Raw genomic sequence first — 17,338 nt, forward strand, 5'->3', positions numbered from 1 at the left:
TCGCACGCCCCCTCCACCAGCTTCGCTGGTCCCCCTCCCCGTGCCGGGGAGGATTAGCCGCTGTTTCTGAGCGCCGTGGCGATGGCGTTGATGGATAGGAGGATGCCTTCGCCTATCCGCGGGTCTTCCTCGCCTGCTCGGCGGCGTTTGATCAGTTCGATCTGGAGGAGGTTGAGCGGCTCGATATAGGGGAGGCGGAGGCGGATCGAGGCGTCCAGCGCCGGGTGCTTTTCGAGCAGGCGGGACTGGCCGGTGACCTGCAAAAGGCCGTCATGCGTCTGGTGCCAGCCATCGCGGATCGTGGTGAAGATCTCGCGGAGTTTGTCGTCCTCGACTAGCCCGGCATAGCGTTCGGCGATGCCGATGTCGGACTTGGCGAGCACCATCTCCAGATTGGCCAGTGCGGAGGCGAACAGCGGCCAGCCTTGTGCCATGTCCTTCAACAGCGCCTTGTCCTCGAAATCGGCGATCGCGCGGCCGACCCCGTACCAGCCGGGGAGCATCACGCGCGCCTGCGCCCAGCTGAACACCCAGGGGATCGCGCGGAGGTCTTCGATGCGGTCGGACTTGGTGCGACTGGCGGGGCGGCTGCCGATCTTGAGGCCGGCGATCTCGGCGATCGGGGTCATCTGGCGGAAGAAGGTGCGGAAGCCTTCCGTACCGTAGACGAGGTCGCGATAGCTGTGGAACGCGGTGTCGCTGAGCTTGTCCATTGCCGCGGAGAAGCTGGCGTTGTCGGCGTTGGAGAGGCGTTCAGGCTCGAGGCTGGCGAGCAGCGTGGCCGACGCGATCGCCTCGAGATTGGTCATCGCGGCGTCGCGCGTGCCGTATTTGGCGGCGATGACTTCGCCTTGCTCGGTGATGCGGATGCGGCCCTGGACGGTGCCCGAGGGCTGCGCGCGGATTGCGCGGAACGCCGAGCCGCCGCCGCGCCCGACTGCGCCGCCGCGGCCGTGGAACAGCTGCATGCCGACGCCGGCGGCGGCGAAGACGGGTTTGAGCGCGGTCGAGGCTTTCGAGAGCTGCCAGGTCGAGGTGAGGTAGCCGCCGTCCTTGTTGCTGTCGGAATAGCCGATCATCACTTCCTGATGGCCGCGCGCCTTCGAGATCGTGGCAATCTCGGGGAGCGCGAACCACGCGGTCATGACGGCGGGGGCGGCTTCGAGATCGCCGATCGTCTCGAACAGCGGGACGGCCATGATCGCTGCGGTCGGTGTTTCGCCGGGGCGGTAGAGGCCGACTTCCTTGAGCAGGAGGTTCACTTCGAGCAGGTCGCTGACCGACTGCGCCATCGAGACGATGTAGTTGGTGATGCACGCGGGGCCGTAGGCGGCGTGCGCGTCGGCGGTGGCCTGGACGATCGCGAGTTCGCCCGCGGTCTCGTCGGTGTATTCGGCGAAGCGCGAGGTGAGCGGGCGGGCGTTGGCGAGTTCGCGGCGGAGCAGCGCGACGCGGGCGTCTTCGTCGAGCGCGAGGTAATCGTCTTCTACGCCAGCGACCTTGAGCAGTTCGGCGACGACGCGTTCGTGGACGGCGCTGTTCTGGCGGAGGTCCAAGGTGGCGAGGTGGAAGCCGAACGTCTCGACCGCGCGGATCAGTCGGCCGAGCGCGCCGCCGGTCTTCAGCGCGATGCCGAGGCCGTGCGCGAGCGTGACGAGGTCGGCGCGGAAGTCGGCGGGGTTGGCATAGGGTTCGCCGACGAGGCGGCCGGGGCGGGGGGCGTGCTTGCCCGTAAGCGCGTCGTGCGTCGCGGACAGCCGGGCGTAGATGCCGGAGAGCGCGCGGCGATAGGGCTCGTCGCTGCGGCTGGCGGCATCATCGCAGCTGGCGTCGGCGAGCGCTTGTACCGCGGCATCGGCGGGGGCGTGCTCGGTCGAGATCGAGAGCTCGGCCCCGAGTGCGTGCACCGCGTCGCAGTAGTAGCCGAGGACGGCCTCACTCGCCTTCGACAGCGCGGTCTTGAGCGAGTCGGCGGTGACATAGGGGTTGCCGTCGCGGTCGCCGCCGATCCAGCTGCCGGGGCGCAAGAAACTGGGGGTGCGTTCGCCGAGTGCGCGGTCCCAGCGCTGGTAGAGCGCGGGCAATGCGGGGAGGAACACGTCGCGCAGGTAGCTGAGCGCGGTGTCGACCTCGTCGGTGACGTAGAGGCGGTCGCGGCGCAGGACGCGGGTTTGCCATAGCAGCGCGATCTGGCGGAGGATCGCGTCATCGACGCTGTCGCCATCCGGCGTGGTGTCGCGGCCGAGATCGCGCAGGCCCATCAGCTCGGCGATGCGGTTGCGGTGGTCGATCATGCTTTTTCGCCGCACTTCGGTCGGGTGCGCGGTGAGCACGGGGGCGATCAGCGCGTGGTCGAGCAACGTGCGGATCTGCGCTCGATCGATGCCCTCGGACTCGAGCTGGGCGATCGCCGAGGCGAGGTCGGCGCCGTCCTCCGCGGCGATGCCCTGGCGGTCCTCGGCGAGGTTGGCGAGCATCGAGAACAGCATGAAGCCGCGCACGAAATCGAGCGTCTCGTCTAGGCTGAGCTTTTCGAGGCTGAGGTCGACGGCAGTGTTGTCGGCGGCCTTGCCTTCGGACACGTCGCGGTGGCGCTCGACCGATGCCCTGCGGATCGTCTCGGTCGCCTCGAACAGGCGCTCGCCGCCATAGGCGCGGATGACGTCGCCGAGCAGTTTGCCGAGGAAGCGGATGTCGGAATTGTTCGCGATTGCGGGGAGGCTTGCCATGATTCCCTGCTGCGCTGCGGCAGGGATCAGGTCAACCGTGAACGCTAGGCGACACGCTTAAATAGTCGCCTCGAAGAACCTCAGAGCGACAGATTGTTGCAGCGATCAGCGCTTCCGCGACTCCGCCCGCTCTTCCGACGTGACCGTGCCGTCATGGTTCAGGTCCATCCTATCGAACCAGGCGAGCGTGCCTTCGCTCCATTCGATCGCGGTGATGACGCCGTCCTTGTTGCGGTCGAATGCCTTGATGCGCGCGTTCGGCGAGGGGAGTTCGTCCTTGGTAACGCGATCGTCGCCGTTGCGGTCGAGCGTGCGGAAGCGGCGTTCCATGCTCGCGCCGAAATCGAGCCGTGACGTTACCGACGGGGGCACGAAGCCGACCGCGTTGGCGTCGGCCTGCGCGCGCTGCTCGTCCTTGTTGCCGCACGCGGACACCAGAATTCCCGTCGCGGCGAGCGCCGCTACCAGTTTCACCTGCATAGAATCTCCCGTCGTATCGACGCCGTCAGGCCTCGAGTTCGATGTCCCAATAGAGCCAGTCGTGCCACGTGTCGTGCAGGTAGTTGGGTGGGAAGCTGCGGCCGTGTTCTTGCAAGTGCCAGTTGGTCGGGCGGATCGCCTCGATATGGAGCGGCATCGCCGCCTGTTTCGGCGTGCGCCCGCCTTTCTTGAGGTTGCAGGGGGAGCAGGCGGTGACGACGTTCTCCCACGTGGTCCGACCGCCTTGCGCGCGGGGGACGACATGGTCGAAGGTGAGATCGCGCAGCTTGCCGCAATATTGGCAGGTGAACTTGTCGCGCAGGAACAGGTTGAAGCGGGTGAAGGCGGGAAATTGCGACGGTCGGACGAACTGCTTGAGCGCGATCACCGAGGGCAGCTTCAGCGCGAAATTGGCGCTGCGGACTTCGCGTTCATAGGTGGCGACGATGTCGACGCGGTCGAGGAAGACAGCCTTGACCGCGGTTTGCCACGGCCAGACGCTGAGCGGATAGTAGGAAAGCGGCGTGTAATCGGCATTGAGCACGAGCGCCGGACAACCATCCGGATGACGCATCAGATCGGGGTGAAACACGGCTCCTCCCACTCAAGCTTCGCAGAGCGCCCTATGGACGACAGCGATGACAGCGGCATGACAGCACGCCGCGTGGCGGTCGGTCAAGCGTGGTGAGCGACGGACCGGTCGTAACGCGGTTCGCGCCGAGCCCGACGGGGCGGTTGCATCTGGGCCACGCGGTGTCGGCGATCCGCGCGCACGACTACGCGCGCGAGCGGGGCGGGCGGTTCCTGCTGCGGATCGAGGATATCGATGGGACGCGGAGTCGGCCTGAATTCGTGGCGGGGATCTTGGAGGACCTGGCTTGGCTTGGACTTCGCTGGGATTCGCTGGTGTTCCAGTCGGAGCGGCTGGCGACGTATGATGTTGCGCTGGAGACTTTGAAGGCGCTCGGGCTGGTTTACCCCTGTTTCTGTACGCGGGCGGAGATCGCGGCAAGCGCGTCGGCGCCGCAGGGGGATGTCGGGCCGGTCTATCCGGGGATGTGTCGGCATTTGAGCGCGGACGAGGTCGCGGCGCGGGCGCATCTGGCGCATTGCTGGCGGCTCGACATGGCGAAGGCGGTGGCGATTACCGGCGTGCTCGCGTGGCATGACGCGATCGCCGGGACCGTCGTGGCGGATCCGTTGGCGCAGGGGGACGTCGTGCTGGCGCGGAAGGATGCGCCGGCGAGCTATCATCTCGCGGTGACGCTCGACGACGCGGCGCAGGGCGTGACGGACGTGGTGCGCGGGGTGGACCTGTTCGCGGCGACGGATGTGCACCGGGTGTTGCAGGCTTTGCTGGGGTTGCCGGTGCCGACGTATCATCATCACCCGCTGGTGGTGGATGCGGCGGGGCGGCGGTTGGCGAAGCGGGATGGGGCTTTGTCGCTGGCGGAGATGCGGGCTGCGGGGGAGGATGGGGTGGCGTTGGCGGCTCGGGTGCGGGGTGGGGTCATCGCGGCCGTCTCGCGCTGCTGATCGTCAACGTCCGAGTCAGCGGCAAGGTGTGCTGAGAAACGGATGGCAGCCCATGCCTCCTTGTTCTCCCGCGAAGGCGGGAGCCCAGTCTGGGTCCCCGCCTTCGCGGGGAAACAGTGTTGGTTCACGGTAGCTCAACCCAACCACCACCCCGGCGAAGGCCGGGGCCCATTTGGGGCACGTTGCCAATTAAACGCTGCGCTTCGTTACTGCGACCTTTCCAATTGGGCCCCGGCCTTCGCCGGGGTGGTGTTTCTTCTGGGGGGGGTGCTTTTCCTTGTATGGGTGCGCTAAAGCTCGATCCCCAACCTCGGCGCCGCCCAGGTCATCCCAACATACAACACGATCGTCAGCACGCACCCCGCCACCAGCGACACCCAGAACGGCGCGCCATGTCGCAACAGCGCCGGGATCAGGAGGAACATCGGCAGCGACGGCAGCACATACCAGAACGTCGCGCCGGCATGCGCAGCCATCGTCTGTGGGTCAGGTTTGTCGCGCCAGAGCCAGATCATGCCGAGCACCGACACCAGCGGCAGCGACGCCACGAGCGCGCCGAAGCCAGGGTAGCGCTTGGCGATCTCCGAGGCGGCGGCGACAAGAATGCCGGAAATCAAGGCTTTCAGCGTCAAGTATAACATGCAGCATTTGCGCGCATCACAAGCGTGTCCGCAACACTATCCTTGCCATTGCTAGCGTCGGCGCGCGCGCTTACATTCCGTCTATGAACACATTCCTCGTCATCCTCCTGATCGCGGCGATGATCGCGACCGTCGTGGCTCTGGTGCGGGGCGTCGTGTCGTTCCTGCAGGAGGGGACGGCGCAGGTTCGCGACGGCAACGGCCCGAGCGCGGCATCGCTCAAATCGAATCGGATGATGCAGCAGCGGATATTCTTCCAGGCGCTGGCGATCCTTATCGTCGTCGTGATCCTGTTCGCGGCGGGACGGAACTAAGGATAGAGGCTGCGCCCACTTACGCGGTTCGGTCGCTGCTGGCGTTGGTATGCGTCCGTCATCCTGACGAACGTCAGGATCCAGAGTAATTAGCGATGCGCTTTGGGCTCTGGTTCCTGACTTTCGTCAGGACGACGAGTCCTGGGGTTGGTGGATAAAAATGGTCAAGCTCAACAAGATCTACACGCGAACCGGTGACGACGGCACGACCGGGCTGGTCGATGGATCACGCGTGTCGAAGGCTAGCGCGCTGATGCAGGCTATCGGCGATGTCGACGAGGCGAATTCCGCCATTGGCGTGGCCGTGGTGGCGCTTGGCGACGATCCGCTCGCCGTCGCACTGGAGCGGATCCAGAACGACCTGTTCGATCTTGGTGCCGACCTCGCAACGCCTGCGACCGATGACGGGTTCGCGCCATCGGAGATGGTGTTGCGCATCGTGCAGGCGCAGGTCGAGCGACTCGAGCGCGAGATCGATGCGATGAACGTGCACCTCGCGCCGCTACGGAGCTTCATCCTGCCGGGCGGATCGCCGCAGGCCGCCGCGTTACATCTGGCACGAGCGGTTTCGCGGCGGGCGGAGCGATCCGCGGTCGCGGCGACGCACGATATGCCGCTGAATCCGGCGGCATTAGCGTATGTTAACCGGCTATCGGATTTCCTGTTCGTGGCGTCGCGGGCGGTGAACCAAAACGGGGCCGGCGACGTTCTATGGCGACCGGGGGCTACGCGCGCGCAGGCGTGATCGGCGTTCGCGCGTTGCGGTACTGGGCGACGCATTGAAGGATAATCGATGCCGCAACCTGTTCGTCCCGAACTCACCCCCGCTCATTCGTCGGATTTGAGCGAGCGTTTCTCGACCGTACGCGCGCTGTCGCTCGCCTTGGCCGCGCCGCTGTCGGATGCCGATGCGACGGTGCAGTCAATGGATGACGCCTCGCCAACCAAGTGGCATCTGGCGCATACGACGTGGTTCTTCGAGACGTTTGTGTTGCGCGATCACGTCGCGGGCTATGCGCTCCACGACGAGCGGTTTCCGTTCCTGTTTAACAGCTATTACGAGGCCGAGGGGCGGCGCCATGCGCGCGACCGGCGTGGGATGGTGACGCGGCCGTCGCTCGACGAGGTGCGGGCATACCGCGCACATGTCGATGCGGCGTTGCTCGACGCGCTGCCTGGGTTGTCGGCGGATGCGCAGGCGCTGGTGGCGCTTGGGTGTCATCACGAGGAGCAGCACCAGGAACTGCTGGTGACGGACATCCTCCACATGTTTTCCGAGAACCCGCTGGAGCCCGCGATGTGGCCGGCGCCGCGGAAGGTGCCTGTCGAGATGCCGGGGCCGATCGGCTGGATTGCGCGCGAGAGCGGGATCGTCGAGGTCGGGCACGGCGGCGACGGGTTCGCGTTCGATTGCGAGGGACCGCGGCACGCTGCCCTGCTGGTGCCGCATGCGATCGCCGACCGGACCGTGACGAACGGCGAGTGGGCGGCGTTCATTGCCGATGGCGGCTACACCGAAGCGCGGCATTGGCTTGCGGATGGCTGGGCGTGGGTGAAGGCCGAGGGCATCGTCGCGCCGCTGTATTGGGAGCAGGGCGAGGCGGGTTGGACGCGGTTCGGGCTCGATGGCCGGCGCGCGATCGATCCGGCGGCACCCGTGACGCATGTGAGCTTCTTCGAGGCGGATGCGTATGCGAGCTGGGCTGGCGCACGGTTGCCGACCGAGTTCGAATGGGAGGCCGCGGCCGCTACGCACAACGCGAACGGCGGCAACCAGATGGACGTCGCGGGTCCGGTCGAGCCTCGGCCTGCGACGAATGACCCGGCGTTCTTCGGCGACGTATGGGAGTGGACCGGCAGCGCGTACCGTCCGTATCCCGGCTTCGTGACCGCAGCCGGCGCCGTCGGCGAATACAACGGCAAGTTCATGAGTTCGCAGTTCATTCTGCGCGGTGGAAGCTGCGCGACGCCGCGTGGTCATGCCCGGACGAGCTACCGCAATTTCTTCTATCCGCATCAACGGTGGCAGTTCACCGGTGTGCGTCTCGCGAAAGATATCTGATGTTGAAGCCTGAGATCGAGGACGGCCAGCAGACGCTCGCCAACCCGCAATTCCGCGCGGACGTGCTGGACGGCCTCGCGCGGCGTCCGCGGGCAATCCCGGCACGGTGGTTCTACGACCGGCGCGGCTCGGAGCTGTTCGAGAAGATCACCGATCTGCCCGAATATTATCCGACGCGGACCGAGCGTTCGATCCTCGAGGCGGCCTGCGCCGAAGTGGCGACGCTTGCGGGCGCAGGGCGTGCGGTCGTCGAGTTCGGCTCGGGATCGTCGACCAAGACGCCGATCCTGCTCGATGCCGTAGCGCCGTCGGTATACGTGCCGATCGACATCTCCGGGGACTTCCTGCGCGAATCATCGAAGGTGTTGGGCGACCAGTTCCCCGACCTGCTGGTGCTGCCGTTCGAGGCGGACTTCATGCGGCCCTTGAGCTTGCCGAAGACGATCGCGGATACGCCTAAGCTCGGCTTCTTTCCGGGATCGACGATCGGCAACATGATCCCGTTGATGGCGGTCGATCTGCTGCGCGCGATGCGGTCGTCGCTTGGCGTCGGCGCGATGCTGTTGATCGGGATGGACCGGATCAAGGGCGAGGACGTGCTGGTGCCGGCGTATGACGATGCGCAGGGCGTGACGGCTGCGTTCAATCTGAACCTGCTCGAGCGGATCAACCGCGAACTGGACGGCAATATCCCGGTCGACGCGTTCCGGCACAAGGCGGTGTGGAACGACGATCGCGCGCGGATCGAAATGCATCTGGAGGCGGTGCGCGATATCGCGTTTACCGTCGACGGGCGGTCGTTCGAAATGACTGCGGGGGAAACGATCCACACCGAAAATTCGCATAAATATGGCGCGCGGGATGCGCGGATACTGCTGCGGTCGGGCGGATGGACGCCGGTGGCGGCGTGGACCGATCCCGAAGGTTTGTTCGGCGTGTATCTGGCCGAGGCTCAGGTGGAGCGGCCAGCGCCCTGAGGCCGGGCCTGTTCCGGACGAGTTGCCCGCCGCCTAGACTCAGGCGGGAATGCCCCAGTTCGCCTCATCGTCAGCCGATGCGGCGGTGCGGACAAGATGCTCGACATAATGCTGGAAAATCGGAACCGTGAAGGTGACCAGCGTCGGCTCGCCCCCCGGTTCCTTGAATGTCAGCACGACGAAGCGCTGGCCGTCTTCGTCGAGAATTAGGCCGGCTTCCATCGCGCCGGGGCCGCTCGGGGTAATTACCGTCGTTGCCATGATCGTCTTTCGCTATCAGGTCTCCAGGCGCCCATAACGCTCCGCCGCACCAAGTCCATGACCAGCGGGATATCTACGCTGGTCAGTCCCCCGCACTCTTGGCCTCGATACGCCGAAGGTCCCGGATTTCGTCCCAGGTGATCGGCCGGTCGCGGCCCGCGCACTGTATGATCAGGCCCGCCGCTTCGGCGTCGTCATAGCCGTCGAAAGCCCGGACCATCTCTTGCAAAGAGCCGCTGGCGACGGACTTGCCGATGTCCTCTTCGTTCGCCGCATGCTCGCGCACTACCTTTGCGGGCATATTCCACATGGTCTTCAACACGATCACTGACTCCGGCCCCCCGGGTGGATCGCCGTCGTGCGGCGTGATGGAGCGCGCGTCCATAGTGTCGGCAGGTCGTATGCGATCGCCTTACGCGACGGCACGGTGAACCGATCTCGCGCAGCCGTTGCTTATCGACGAGGCCGGCGCGGTTAATCCTTATCGGATGAGTCGGAGGCGGAAACCTTAACCTACCGCACGACCGTGCGTTACCTTCCGCCTTCTCGTCGTGTCAGCGCCGCAACGCAACTTGCCCGGTCGATCGTGCTGCCGTCGGGTTCTCGCGCGTCGAGATACGTCACGCGGGGGGCATCGGACCCCTTGGGATACAGATACGCGTCGAGCACGCAGATCCCGCTCTGGAACTGAAGCTTTCGCGCGCTACCCTCACGCACGTCGGCGTCGGGCTGGCCGAAAAGCTTGGTCAGGCCCGCGGCATCCTGGCCCAGCACCCGCTCCAACCCGACACTGGTATAGGGAATGGCCGGGCGGCCGACCGCGGGTTTTGCTACCGGGGCCGCGCAGCCTGCCAGTCCGCCGCCGAGTGTCATCGCGATGGCTATAGTGGTCAATCGCGTCATGGTCGGCCTTTGCGAGAATACTGGCTGTGGAAGAAATGCGTCGCCATCGCGGCCCCCAGCACGGGCGCGGCGATGTTGAGGACCGGAACCACGAACAGCCCGGTGTTCGCAAGCCCCAGCACGAACCGGCTCCCCTTGGTCGTCGCACGCCAGCCTCGCATCGCCGTTGCGTCCATGTGTCGTGCCGCAACCATGTCACCAAGATCGCGTCCCAGCAGCCAGCCATTGACGACGAAGAACGCGGCCGCCGTGCCGACACCGGTGACGAGCAGCGCGATGTAGACGGGCAGCATCAGCACGTTGACCAATATCACACGTGCGGCGGAGCGTAGCCCCATCGCGAGGCTGCGCGCGAACGCGACAGGGCGGGCGGTCATCAGCGCGTCGGGATAATGTCGAGCCTCGACCGCCTCCACGACCTCATCCGCGAAGATCCCGACGACCGCGATCGCGACGGCGCGGAACAGCAGCCACAAAGCCAGGATCGTGACGAACAACGCGAACGCCGCGGCCAGCCCGTCCGCATCCCAACCAAGCCACGCCGCCAGCGCTGCTTGCGTTCCCCACCATGCGCCGACGCCGAGCAGCGCGAAGACGAGCAGCGTGACGACCATCGACTTGACGAACACCCGGAGCACGGGCGGATCGGTAAGCTGGCCAAGCGAGAGGAGAAGCGCGCGGAGCATGGCTGGGAATGCCGTGGGGGCAGGCGAAGGTCAACGCGCGTTTCCGCCGTATCTCCGTCGTTTTGGCTTTTTGGCGGCCCGACTTTCCCCGTTCCCCCGCGGACGCGGGGGCCCAGCTAAACCACGAGCACCGCCCGAGACCCTGGCCCCCCGCGTTCGCGAGGGAACAGCAGAGGGCGTCGTTATGACGACCTATTCCAACTGCATCTACCGAACCGCCGAACCGCCGAACCGCCGAACCGCCGAACCGCCGAACCGCCGAACCGCCGAACCGCCGGAGTTTCGCCCTCAACCAAAGACACCACCCCGGCGGAGGCCGGGGCCCAATTGGGAGACGGTGGTAACGACGGACTGCGCGTCATTACCACGGCCTTTCCAATTGGGCCCCGGCCTCCGCCGGGGTGGTAGTCTTTCCCAGCTATCAATCGGCACTTCGATCATCGCGTTCGTTGTGGCCAATCATTCCCACCCCCCACACCAGTTGCACCAATCCCCCCCGCGATTTACGGCAGGGCTTTCCCGCACCCCCGGAGTTTCCCCTTGAGCACACCCACTTACGACGTCGTCGCGATCGGCAACGCCATCGTCGACATCCTCGCCACCGCCGACGACGCGTTCATCGCCGAGATCGGCGTCGCCAAGGGCTCGATGCAGCTCATGTTCTCGTCGGAAGAAGCCGACGCGCTCTACGCCAAGATGGGCCCCGGCATGGAAATTTCCGGCGGGTCGGCCGCCAACACCGTCGCGGGCATCGCCGCGCTCGGCGGCAAATGCGGGTTCATCGGCCAGGTCGCCGACGACCAGCTCGGCCAGGTCTTCGCGCATGACGTCCGCAGCATCGGCATCGAGTTCGCCACGCCCGTACGCGCCGGCGACCCGACCACCGGCCGCTGCCTGATCTTCGTGACGCCCGACGGCCAGCGCACGATGAACACCTTCCTCGGCGCAGGGCAATTTCTCCCCGCCGCCGCGATCGACACTGCGATGATCGCCGACAGCGCGATCCTGTATCTCGAAGGCTATCTCTGGGATCCCGAAGAGCCACGCGCCGCGATGCGCGCTGCGATCGATTGCGCGCGCGGGGCAGGGCGGAAGGTCGCGTTCACGCTCAGCGACGTGTTCTGCATCTCGCGCCATGGCGGCGATTTCCGCCAGTTGTTGTCGGACGGCCTGATCGACATCCTGTTCGCCAACGAGAGCGAACTCGCCGCGCTCGCCGAGACCGACGACTTCGACGCAGCCGTCGCCAAGATCTCGGCACAGGTCCCGACCCTGGTCGTCACCCGCGGCGAGCACGGCGCCTGCGCGATCCAGAACGGCGCGCGTGCCGAGGTCAAGGCCGAGCCGATCGCCAAGGTCGTCGATACCACCGGCGCCGGCGACCTGTTCGCGGCGGGCTTCCTCCACGGTCAGGCGCAGGGCTATGACTTGCACGCATCGCTCAAGCTCGGCGCAGTCTGCGCGGCCGAGATCATCAGCCACGTCGGCGCCCGCCCGATGGTCGACATGAAGGCGCTCGCCGCCAAGCATATCGGCTGAGGCATGCGTCCCCGCGAAGGCGGGGACCCAGACTGGGCTCCCGCCTTCGCGGGAGAACAAGCTTGGGTGCGAAGACACAAAAAAAGGGCCGCGGGAGTTTCCTCCCGCGGCCCTTTTTCCTTCGGCTCGATCAGTGGCTGGCCGGAGGTGCTCGATCATCCTCGGCTACACCATCGTCGAGCCCCAGCCCGACATGGCTGCGCGAGCGGCTATACAGGAAGTAGATCGCCAACCCGATCGCACCCCAGCCCGGCAGGACCAGCTTTGCGGTCAGCGGCAGCGACAGGTACAGCCCGACGCAACCGATGATCGCGAGCGGCGCGACGATGTACACTGCGGGCGTGCGGAACGGACGCTTGCGGCCGGGATCGGTCTTGCGCAGCACCATTACAGAGATCGCGACCATCATGAACGCGAACAGCGTGCCCGCGTTCGAGTAATCGGCGAGCTTGCCGACCGGCAGCACCGCCGCCGCGATCGCTGCGGCGATGCCCGTCACGACCGTGACGACGTGTGGCGTACGGAACTTCGGGTGGATCGACGCGAGCTTGGCCGGCAACAAACCGTCGCGCGCCATCGTGAAGAACACACGGGTCTGGCCGAACATCATCATCAGCACGACCGACGGCAGCGCCAGCACCGCGGCAAGCCCGACCAGCCGGCCCATGATCGGCCAGTTGATGACCTGAAGCACATGGACGAGCGCTTCCTTCGAGCAAACCAGGGGCTCCATCGCGCCGCCTGCGACGATCGCCGCGCAACGCCCGGCCATCTCGGCCGAGCCCGGCGCCAGGATGCCGCCCTCGGCGGTCGTCACCGGGGCCGCGCCGATCGCGCCGATCGCACCCGATGCGACCAGCAGGTAGAACAGCGTACAGATGCCGAGGCTGGCGATCAGCCCGATCGGCACATTTCGTTGCGGATTCTTGGTCTCCTCCGCCGCAGTCGAAACCGCATCGAAACCGACATAGGCGAAGAAGATCGACGCCGCCGCACCCAGCACGCCGACGCCCGACGAGCTCAGCGGATTGCCGACGCCGTAGGGCAGGAACGGATGGAAATTATCCGCCTTGAGGACGGGAATGGTGAGCGCGATGAACGCAGTCAGGGCGGCGATCTTGATCAGCACCAGCACCGCGTTGACGCGCGCGCTCTCGGTCGTCCCGACGACCAGCAGCCAGGTCACGAGCGCAATGACGATCACCGCGGGCAGGTTCATGAACCCGCCGACAGTCATCGCGGTCTGCAGATCGGCGTTTGGCGTCGCGCCAAACGCGACCTGGACGTTCGCCATCAGCGCGTCGGCGTTGCGCAACCCGTTGGGAATATGGAAGCCGATCCCGTCGAGCAGTCCGGCCAAATGGTTCGACCACCCGACCGCAACCGCACTCGCGCCGACCGCATATTCGAGGATCAGCGCCCAGCCGACCATCCAGGCGAGCAGCTCGCCCGTGACCGCATAGGTGTAGGTGTAGGCCGAGCCCGACACCGGCACCATCGACGCGAGTTCGGAATAGCAGAGCGCCGCCACCGCGCAGACGAAGCCCGCGACGACGAAGCTCAGCAACATGCCCGGCCCCGCCTTCTGCGCGGCCTCGGACGTCAGCACGAAGATACCCGTGCCGATCACCGCGCCGACGCCCAGCAGCGTCAGCTGGAAGGCGCTGAGCGTTCGCGCCAGACCCTTTTTCTCTGCCGTCGCCAGAATGGCATCCAGCGATTTTACGCGACCAAAAATCAACGCGGTGTCCCCCGGGGATAGCGAGGGCCGGGTCAAATGGCCCCCTTGCTCAATCCCGCGAGCCTAATGGCAATTTTATTACGCGCAATCCTTTAGTGCGGTGAAGCTGGCCTATCGCGCCAGCATCGGCCCGAGCGGGCGGCCGCCGAAGACATGAACATGCAGATGCGGCACCTCTTGGTGTCCGTCCTGTCCGATGTTCGCGAGCAGCCGATAGCCCGGTTCGACGAGGCCGGCGGCGCGTGCGACGGTGCCGACAGCCCGGATGAAACCTGCGATCTCGGCATCGGGTGCGCGGGCGGAAAAATCGTCCCACGAGACATACGCGCCCTTGGGAATCACCAGCAGATGCGTCGGTGCCTGCGGGTTGATGTCATGGAACGCGATCGCGAAGTCGTCGTCGTACACCCGCTGCGACGGGATTTCGCCGCGCAGGATCTTCGCGAAGATGTTCTGGTCGTCATACGGCTGGGTGGCGTCGATCGGCATATATTCCCCTCCCGCTTGCGGGAGGGGTTAGGGGAGGGGCTGGCCATCCCGATCCCGGCGGAGCCTGCGCGTCATGCCCTCCCCCGGCCCCTCCCGCAAGCGGAAGGGGGGCAGGTCAGCCCGTCCGCCCGGCCTTCTCGACCAAGCCGCCAACACCCTCGCGCCGCTCCAACTCGGCTCGCACGTCATCTAGGCTGAGCCCCGCATCCGCGAGCAACACCGCCAGATGGAACATCAGGTCCGCCGCTTCCGGCACGATGCTCGCCTCGTTGCCCGAGCACGCCGCGATCACCGTCTCGACGGCTTCCTCGCCGAGCTTCTGCGCAATCTTCGGGCGACCCTTGGCGAACAGGCTTGCAGTATAGGAGGTGTCGGCGGGCGCATCGCGGCGGGCGCGGATGGTCGCCTCGAGGCGGTCGAATACGGGGTCCATGCGCTGCGTGCTGACGCAGCAGGGCAGGCGGGTCAATCCTCCGCGGGCGGTTTGGTCTTGGCAAACCGCTTCCGCAACGCCCGCCGCACGAGGAACACGCCCATCGCCGCGAAGACGAACAGCACTATGTCCGACAGTTCGGGTCCGGTGCGAGGGTGAACGATGCCGCTATGCCCCGACTGCACCGCGAGAAGGGGCAGCGCGATCATCGGATCAGGCTGACCGACCCGGCGAGCGCACCGGAATCCCCGCCGCCGCCAGCGCGGCATGCGCATCGCCGATCGAGGCCTGTCCGAAATGGAAAATCGAAGCCGCCAGCACCGCACTCGCATGCCCGTCGCGGATGCCCGCCACCAGATCGTCGAGCCCACCAACGCCGCCGCTAGCGACTACGGGCACGCTCACCCGGTCCGAAATCGCCCGGATCAGGTCGAGGTCGTAGCCACTCCGCGTCCCGTCGCGGTCCATCGACGTGACGAGCAACTCGCCAGCTCCGAGTTCGGCGAGCTTCAAGGCATGCGCGATCGCATCGATCCCGGTCGCGCGTCGGCCGCCATGCGTGAACACTTCCCAGCCTTCACCCGACCGCCGCGCATCGACACTCGCGACGCAGCACTGGCTGCCGAACCGCTCGGCGATATCCGCCACCAGCTCTGGCCGCTCGACCGCCGCGGAATTGACCGCCACCTTGTCCGCCCCCGCCAGCAACAGCGCGCGCGCATCGTCCGCCGTCCGCACGCCACCGCCGACCGTCAACGGCATGAAACACACCGCCGCGGTCCGTCGCACGACGTCGAGGATCGTACCCCGACCTTCATGGGACGCCCCGATATCGAGAAAGCACAGCTCGTCCGCCCCGGCCGCATCATACGCCCGCGCCTGCTCGACCGGATCGCCGGCGTCGCGCAGCTCGACGAAGTTCACGCCCTTCACCACGCGCCCGTCGGCGACGTCGAGACACGGAATGACGCGCGCACGAACCGTCATGCGCTGCGCCGCAGAATTGGTTCACGCGGAGGCGCGGAGACGCGGAGACGCGGCGGAGCCGCTAAGAAGAATATTTCGCGCAGAGGCGCTGAGGCGCTGAGAGAGAGGAAGGGAGCAAGGCCTAACTTCTTGCTCTCCGCGCCTCTGCGCCTCTGCGCGAACAAGTTTCTGCCTGCGGCGCTCAACTTCTCTCCGCGTCTCCGCGTCTCCGCGTGAATCATCCTGCTGCCTTCGCCACGCTCATCGCCGCCGCGAGATCGAGCCGGCCATCATACAACGCCCGCCCGGTAATCACGCCCTCGACGCCATCCCGCACATGCAACGCGAGAACGTGGATCTCGGCAATGCCCTTCACCCCGCCACTAGCGATCACAGGAATGTCCACCGACCGCGCCAGATCGACGGTAGCGTCGACGTTGCACCCCTTCAGCATCCCATCACGCCCGACATCGGTGAACAGCAAAGACGCCACCCCCGCATCCTCGAACCGCCGCGCCAGATCGACCGCGCTCGTGGTCGACACGTCCGCCCAGCCCTTGGTCGCGACCATGCCGTCCTTCGCATCGACCGCCACGACGATCCCGCCCGGAAAATCCTTCGCCACGCCGCGCACGAAGTCGGGATCCTCCAGCGCCGCCGTCCCGATCACGACACGCGACACGCCCAGATTGAACCAGCCCTCGACGCTGGCCCGCGTCCGGATGCCGCCGCCAAGCTGCACATGCCCCGGAAACTGCGCGACGATCGACCGCACCGCATCGCCATTGACCGAAGCCCCCGCAAACGCGCCGTCGAGATCGACCACGTGCAGATGCTCCGCACCCGCCTCGGCGAACAGCATAGCCTGCGCCGCCGGATCGTCGCCATAGACGGTCGCCCGGTCCATATCGCCCTCGGCGAGACGCACCACCTGACCCGCCTTGAGGTCGATCGCGGGAAAAATGATAAGGCTCACGGCCGCCACTCCAGGAAACGTTCGAGCAAGGCCAGACCGTAGCGCTGGCTCTTCTCAGGATGAAACTGCACGCCGATCATCGTGTCGCGACCGATCGCTGCAGTGACGGGACCGGCATGGTCGGTGGTCGCGAGCACGTCGGCGCCTTCGAACGCGAAGCTATGCAGGAAATACGCTTCGCCCGGCTCGATCAGCGGATGTGCGACGGAGGGAACGACGTCGTTCCACCCCATATGCGGCACCTTCGCCTCCATAGTCCCCGGCTCCAGCCGCCGCACGCGCCCGGCGACCCAGCCAAGCCCGGCATGAGTCCCCATTTCTTCCCCCGCATCGGCCATCAACTGCATGCCGACGCAGATCCCAAGAAACGGCGTACCCTCGTCGCGCACCCGTCGGTTCAGCGCCTCGACCATTCCCGGCACCGCGCGCAAAGCCGCCGCACAAGCGCCGTACGCGCCCACGCCCGGCAACACGATCCGGTCAGCCTTCGCAACGACGTCCGCGTCGGCGGTGACAACCAGATCGACACACCCAGCCGTCCGCAACGCGTTCTCGACCGAATGCAGGTTGCCCGCGCCGTAGTCGATCAGCGCGAGCGTCAAATT

The 17,338-nt window shown here is 66.3% G+C and carries 21 protein-coding genes; 6 read left to right on the plus strand and 15 right to left on the minus strand.

Annotated features, from left to right (window positions below):
* Positions 1-53 precede the first annotated feature (53 nt).
* The 3 genes from ppc to ASE82_RS16125 form a co-directional block, all read right to left on the minus strand.
* Positions 54-2,729 (minus strand): phosphoenolpyruvate carboxylase, encoded by a 2,676-nt coding sequence (ppc, locus tag ASE82_RS16115; protein ID WP_056065592.1) that lies wholly within the window; start codon positions 2,727-2,729, stop codon positions 54-56.
* A 105-nt stretch (positions 2,730-2,834) separates the two neighbouring features.
* Positions 2,835-3,209, minus strand: coding sequence for an EF-hand domain-containing protein (locus tag ASE82_RS16120; protein WP_056065595.1), 375 nt, complete (start codon positions 3,207-3,209; stop codon positions 2,835-2,837).
* 25 nt (positions 3,210-3,234) lie between these two features.
* Positions 3,235-3,801, minus strand: a complete 567-nt coding sequence (locus tag ASE82_RS16125) for an HNH endonuclease (protein WP_056052248.1) — start codon at positions 3,799-3,801, stop codon at positions 3,235-3,237.
* A gap of 92 nt (positions 3,802-3,893) precedes the next feature.
* Here ASE82_RS16125 and gluQRS point away from each other — a divergent pair, with 92 nt between their 5' ends.
* Positions 3,894-4,745, plus strand: coding sequence for a tRNA glutamyl-Q(34) synthetase GluQRS (gene gluQRS, locus ASE82_RS16130; RefSeq protein WP_056065599.1), 852 nt, complete (start codon positions 3,894-3,896; stop codon positions 4,743-4,745).
* A 290-nt stretch (positions 4,746-5,035) separates the two neighbouring features.
* On the opposite strand, the gene ASE82_RS16135 is transcribed toward gluQRS, so the two are convergent.
* Positions 5,036-5,386: a DUF3147 family protein gene (locus ASE82_RS16135; RefSeq protein ID WP_056065602.1), complete on the minus strand. Its 351-nt coding sequence runs from the start codon at positions 5,384-5,386 to the stop codon at positions 5,036-5,038.
* A gap of 83 nt (positions 5,387-5,469) precedes the next feature.
* Here ASE82_RS16135 and ASE82_RS16140 point away from each other — a divergent pair, with 83 nt between their 5' ends.
* The 4 genes from ASE82_RS16140 to egtD all read left to right on the plus strand — a co-directional run bounded on the left by ASE82_RS16140 (position 5,470) and on the right by egtD (position 8,739).
* A complete protein-coding gene (locus ASE82_RS16140) occupies positions 5,470-5,700 on the plus strand; it encodes a twin transmembrane helix small protein (protein ID WP_056052241.1) in 231 nt (76 codons plus the stop codon).
* A 160-nt stretch (positions 5,701-5,860) separates the two neighbouring features.
* Complete coding sequence (locus ASE82_RS16145) at positions 5,861-6,445, plus strand: cob(I)yrinic acid a,c-diamide adenosyltransferase (protein WP_056065605.1); 585 nt, start codon at positions 5,861-5,863, stop codon at positions 6,443-6,445.
* A gap of 48 nt (positions 6,446-6,493) precedes the next feature.
* The gene (gene egtB / locus ASE82_RS16150; RefSeq protein WP_082441618.1) at positions 6,494-7,762 is read left to right on the plus strand and encodes an ergothioneine biosynthesis protein EgtB; all 1,269 of its coding nucleotides are present in this window, start codon (positions 6,494-6,496) and stop codon (positions 7,760-7,762) included.
* Positions 7,762-8,739 (plus strand): L-histidine N(alpha)-methyltransferase, encoded by a 978-nt coding sequence (gene egtD, locus ASE82_RS16155; RefSeq protein ID WP_056065608.1) that lies wholly within the window; start codon positions 7,762-7,764, stop codon positions 8,737-8,739. Before egtB ends, egtD begins: the two co-directional genes overlap by 1 nt.
* A 39-nt stretch (positions 8,740-8,778) precedes the next feature.
* Here the strand turns inward: egtD and ASE82_RS16160 are convergent, their stop codons facing one another.
* The 4 genes from ASE82_RS16160 to ASE82_RS16175 all read right to left on the minus strand — a co-directional run bounded on the left by ASE82_RS16160 (position 8,779) and on the right by ASE82_RS16175 (position 10,589).
* Complete coding sequence (locus tag ASE82_RS16160; RefSeq protein WP_056065611.1) at positions 8,779-9,000, minus strand: hypothetical protein; 222 nt, start codon at positions 8,998-9,000, stop codon at positions 8,779-8,781.
* A gap of 82 nt (positions 9,001-9,082) precedes the next feature.
* Positions 9,083-9,385, minus strand: coding sequence for a hypothetical protein (locus ASE82_RS16165; RefSeq protein ID WP_056065614.1), 303 nt, complete (start codon positions 9,383-9,385; stop codon positions 9,083-9,085).
* Positions 9,386-9,531: 146 nt separating this feature from the next.
* A complete protein-coding gene (locus ASE82_RS16170) occupies positions 9,532-9,903 on the minus strand; it encodes a hypothetical protein (RefSeq protein WP_056065616.1) in 372 nt (123 codons plus the stop codon).
* Entirely contained in the window at positions 9,900-10,589 is a 690-nt protein-coding gene (locus ASE82_RS16175; protein WP_056065618.1) for an EI24 domain-containing protein, read from the minus strand. Before ASE82_RS16175 ends, ASE82_RS16170 begins: the two co-directional genes overlap by 4 nt.
* Before the next feature lie 540 nt (positions 10,590-11,129).
* Between ASE82_RS16175 and ASE82_RS16180 the strand changes: the two genes are divergently transcribed.
* Positions 11,130-12,128 (plus strand): adenosine kinase, encoded by a 999-nt coding sequence (locus ASE82_RS16180; protein ID WP_056065620.1) that lies wholly within the window; start codon positions 11,130-11,132, stop codon positions 12,126-12,128.
* Between the two features lie 130 nt (positions 12,129-12,258).
* On the opposite strand, the gene ASE82_RS16185 is transcribed toward ASE82_RS16180, so the two are convergent.
* From ASE82_RS16185 to hisH, 7 genes are all read right to left on the minus strand, one after another.
* Positions 12,259-13,869, minus strand: coding sequence for an amino acid permease (locus tag ASE82_RS16185; protein WP_056065623.1), 1,611 nt, complete (start codon positions 13,867-13,869; stop codon positions 12,259-12,261).
* 111 nt (positions 13,870-13,980) lie between these two features.
* Positions 13,981-14,358, minus strand: a complete 378-nt coding sequence (locus ASE82_RS16190) for a histidine triad nucleotide-binding protein (protein WP_056065626.1) — start codon at positions 14,356-14,358, stop codon at positions 13,981-13,983.
* Between the two features lie 115 nt (positions 14,359-14,473).
* Positions 14,474-14,791, minus strand: a complete 318-nt coding sequence (locus ASE82_RS16195; protein ID WP_056065630.1) for a phosphoribosyl-ATP diphosphatase — start codon at positions 14,789-14,791, stop codon at positions 14,474-14,476.
* Between the two features lie 32 nt (positions 14,792-14,823).
* On the minus strand, positions 14,824-15,000 hold the full coding sequence (locus ASE82_RS19895; RefSeq protein WP_200910741.1) for a hypothetical protein: 177 nt from the start codon (positions 14,998-15,000) through the stop codon (positions 14,824-14,826).
* 4 nt (positions 15,001-15,004) lie between these two features.
* Positions 15,005-15,778, minus strand: coding sequence for an imidazole glycerol phosphate synthase subunit HisF (gene hisF / locus ASE82_RS16200; protein WP_056065634.1), 774 nt, complete (start codon positions 15,776-15,778; stop codon positions 15,005-15,007).
* Positions 15,779-15,995: 217 nt separating this feature from the next.
* Positions 15,996-16,733 (minus strand): 1-(5-phosphoribosyl)-5-[(5-phosphoribosylamino)methylideneamino]imidazole-4-carboxamide isomerase, encoded by a 738-nt coding sequence (hisA, locus tag ASE82_RS16205; protein ID WP_056066049.1) that lies wholly within the window; start codon positions 16,731-16,733, stop codon positions 15,996-15,998.
* Positions 16,730-17,335, minus strand: a complete 606-nt coding sequence (gene hisH, locus ASE82_RS16210) for an imidazole glycerol phosphate synthase subunit HisH (protein WP_056065636.1) — start codon at positions 17,333-17,335, stop codon at positions 16,730-16,732. Before hisH ends, hisA begins: the two co-directional genes overlap by 4 nt.
* Between the last annotated feature and the right edge of the window lie 3 nt (positions 17,336-17,338).

Source organism: Sphingomonas sp. Leaf230 (assembly GCF_001421745.1).
Lineage (GTDB): Bacteria > Pseudomonadota > Alphaproteobacteria > Sphingomonadales > Sphingomonadaceae > Sphingomonas.

Coding starts and splice junctions, on each gene's coding strand:
- ASE82_RS16140 (WP_056052241.1), top strand. CDS start 5,470: ATGAACACATTCCTCGTCATCCTCCTGATCGCGGCGATGATCGCGACC.
- ASE82_RS16145 (WP_056065605.1), top strand. CDS start 5,861: ATGGTCAAGCTCAACAAGATCTACACGCGAACCGGTGACGACGGCACG.
- ASE82_RS16135 (WP_056065602.1), bottom strand. CDS start 5,386: ATGTTATACTTGACGCTGAAAGCCTTGATTTCCGGCATTCTTGTCGCC.
- ASE82_RS16165 (WP_056065614.1), bottom strand. CDS start 9,385: ATGGACGCGCGCTCCATCACGCCGCACGACGGCGATCCACCCGGGGGG.
- ASE82_RS16160 (WP_056065611.1), bottom strand. CDS start 9,000: ATGGCAACGACGGTAATTACCCCGAGCGGCCCCGGCGCGATGGAAGCC.
- ASE82_RS16190 (WP_056065626.1), bottom strand. CDS start 14,358: ATGCCGATCGACGCCACCCAGCCGTATGACGACCAGAACATCTTCGCG.
- egtB (WP_082441618.1), top strand. CDS start 6,494: ATGCCGCAACCTGTTCGTCCCGAACTCACCCCCGCTCATTCGTCGGAT.
- hisF (WP_056065634.1), bottom strand. CDS start 15,778: ATGACGGTTCGTGCGCGCGTCATTCCGTGTCTCGACGTCGCCGACGGG.
- ASE82_RS19895 (WP_200910741.1), bottom strand. CDS start 15,000: ATGATCGCGCTGCCCCTTCTCGCGGTGCAGTCGGGGCATAGCGGCATC.
- ASE82_RS16170 (WP_056065616.1), bottom strand. CDS start 9,903: ATGACGCGATTGACCACTATAGCCATCGCGATGACACTCGGCGGCGGA.
- ppc (WP_056065592.1), bottom strand. CDS start 2,729: ATGGCAAGCCTCCCCGCAATCGCGAACAATTCCGACATCCGCTTCCTC.
- egtD (WP_056065608.1), top strand. CDS start 7,762: ATGTTGAAGCCTGAGATCGAGGACGGCCAGCAGACGCTCGCCAACCCG.
- ASE82_RS16175 (WP_056065618.1), bottom strand. CDS start 10,589: ATGCTCCGCGCGCTTCTCCTCTCGCTTGGCCAGCTTACCGATCCGCCC.
- ASE82_RS16195 (WP_056065630.1), bottom strand. CDS start 14,791: ATGGACCCCGTATTCGACCGCCTCGAGGCGACCATCCGCGCCCGCCGC.
- ASE82_RS16120 (WP_056065595.1), bottom strand. CDS start 3,209: ATGCAGGTGAAACTGGTAGCGGCGCTCGCCGCGACGGGAATTCTGGTG.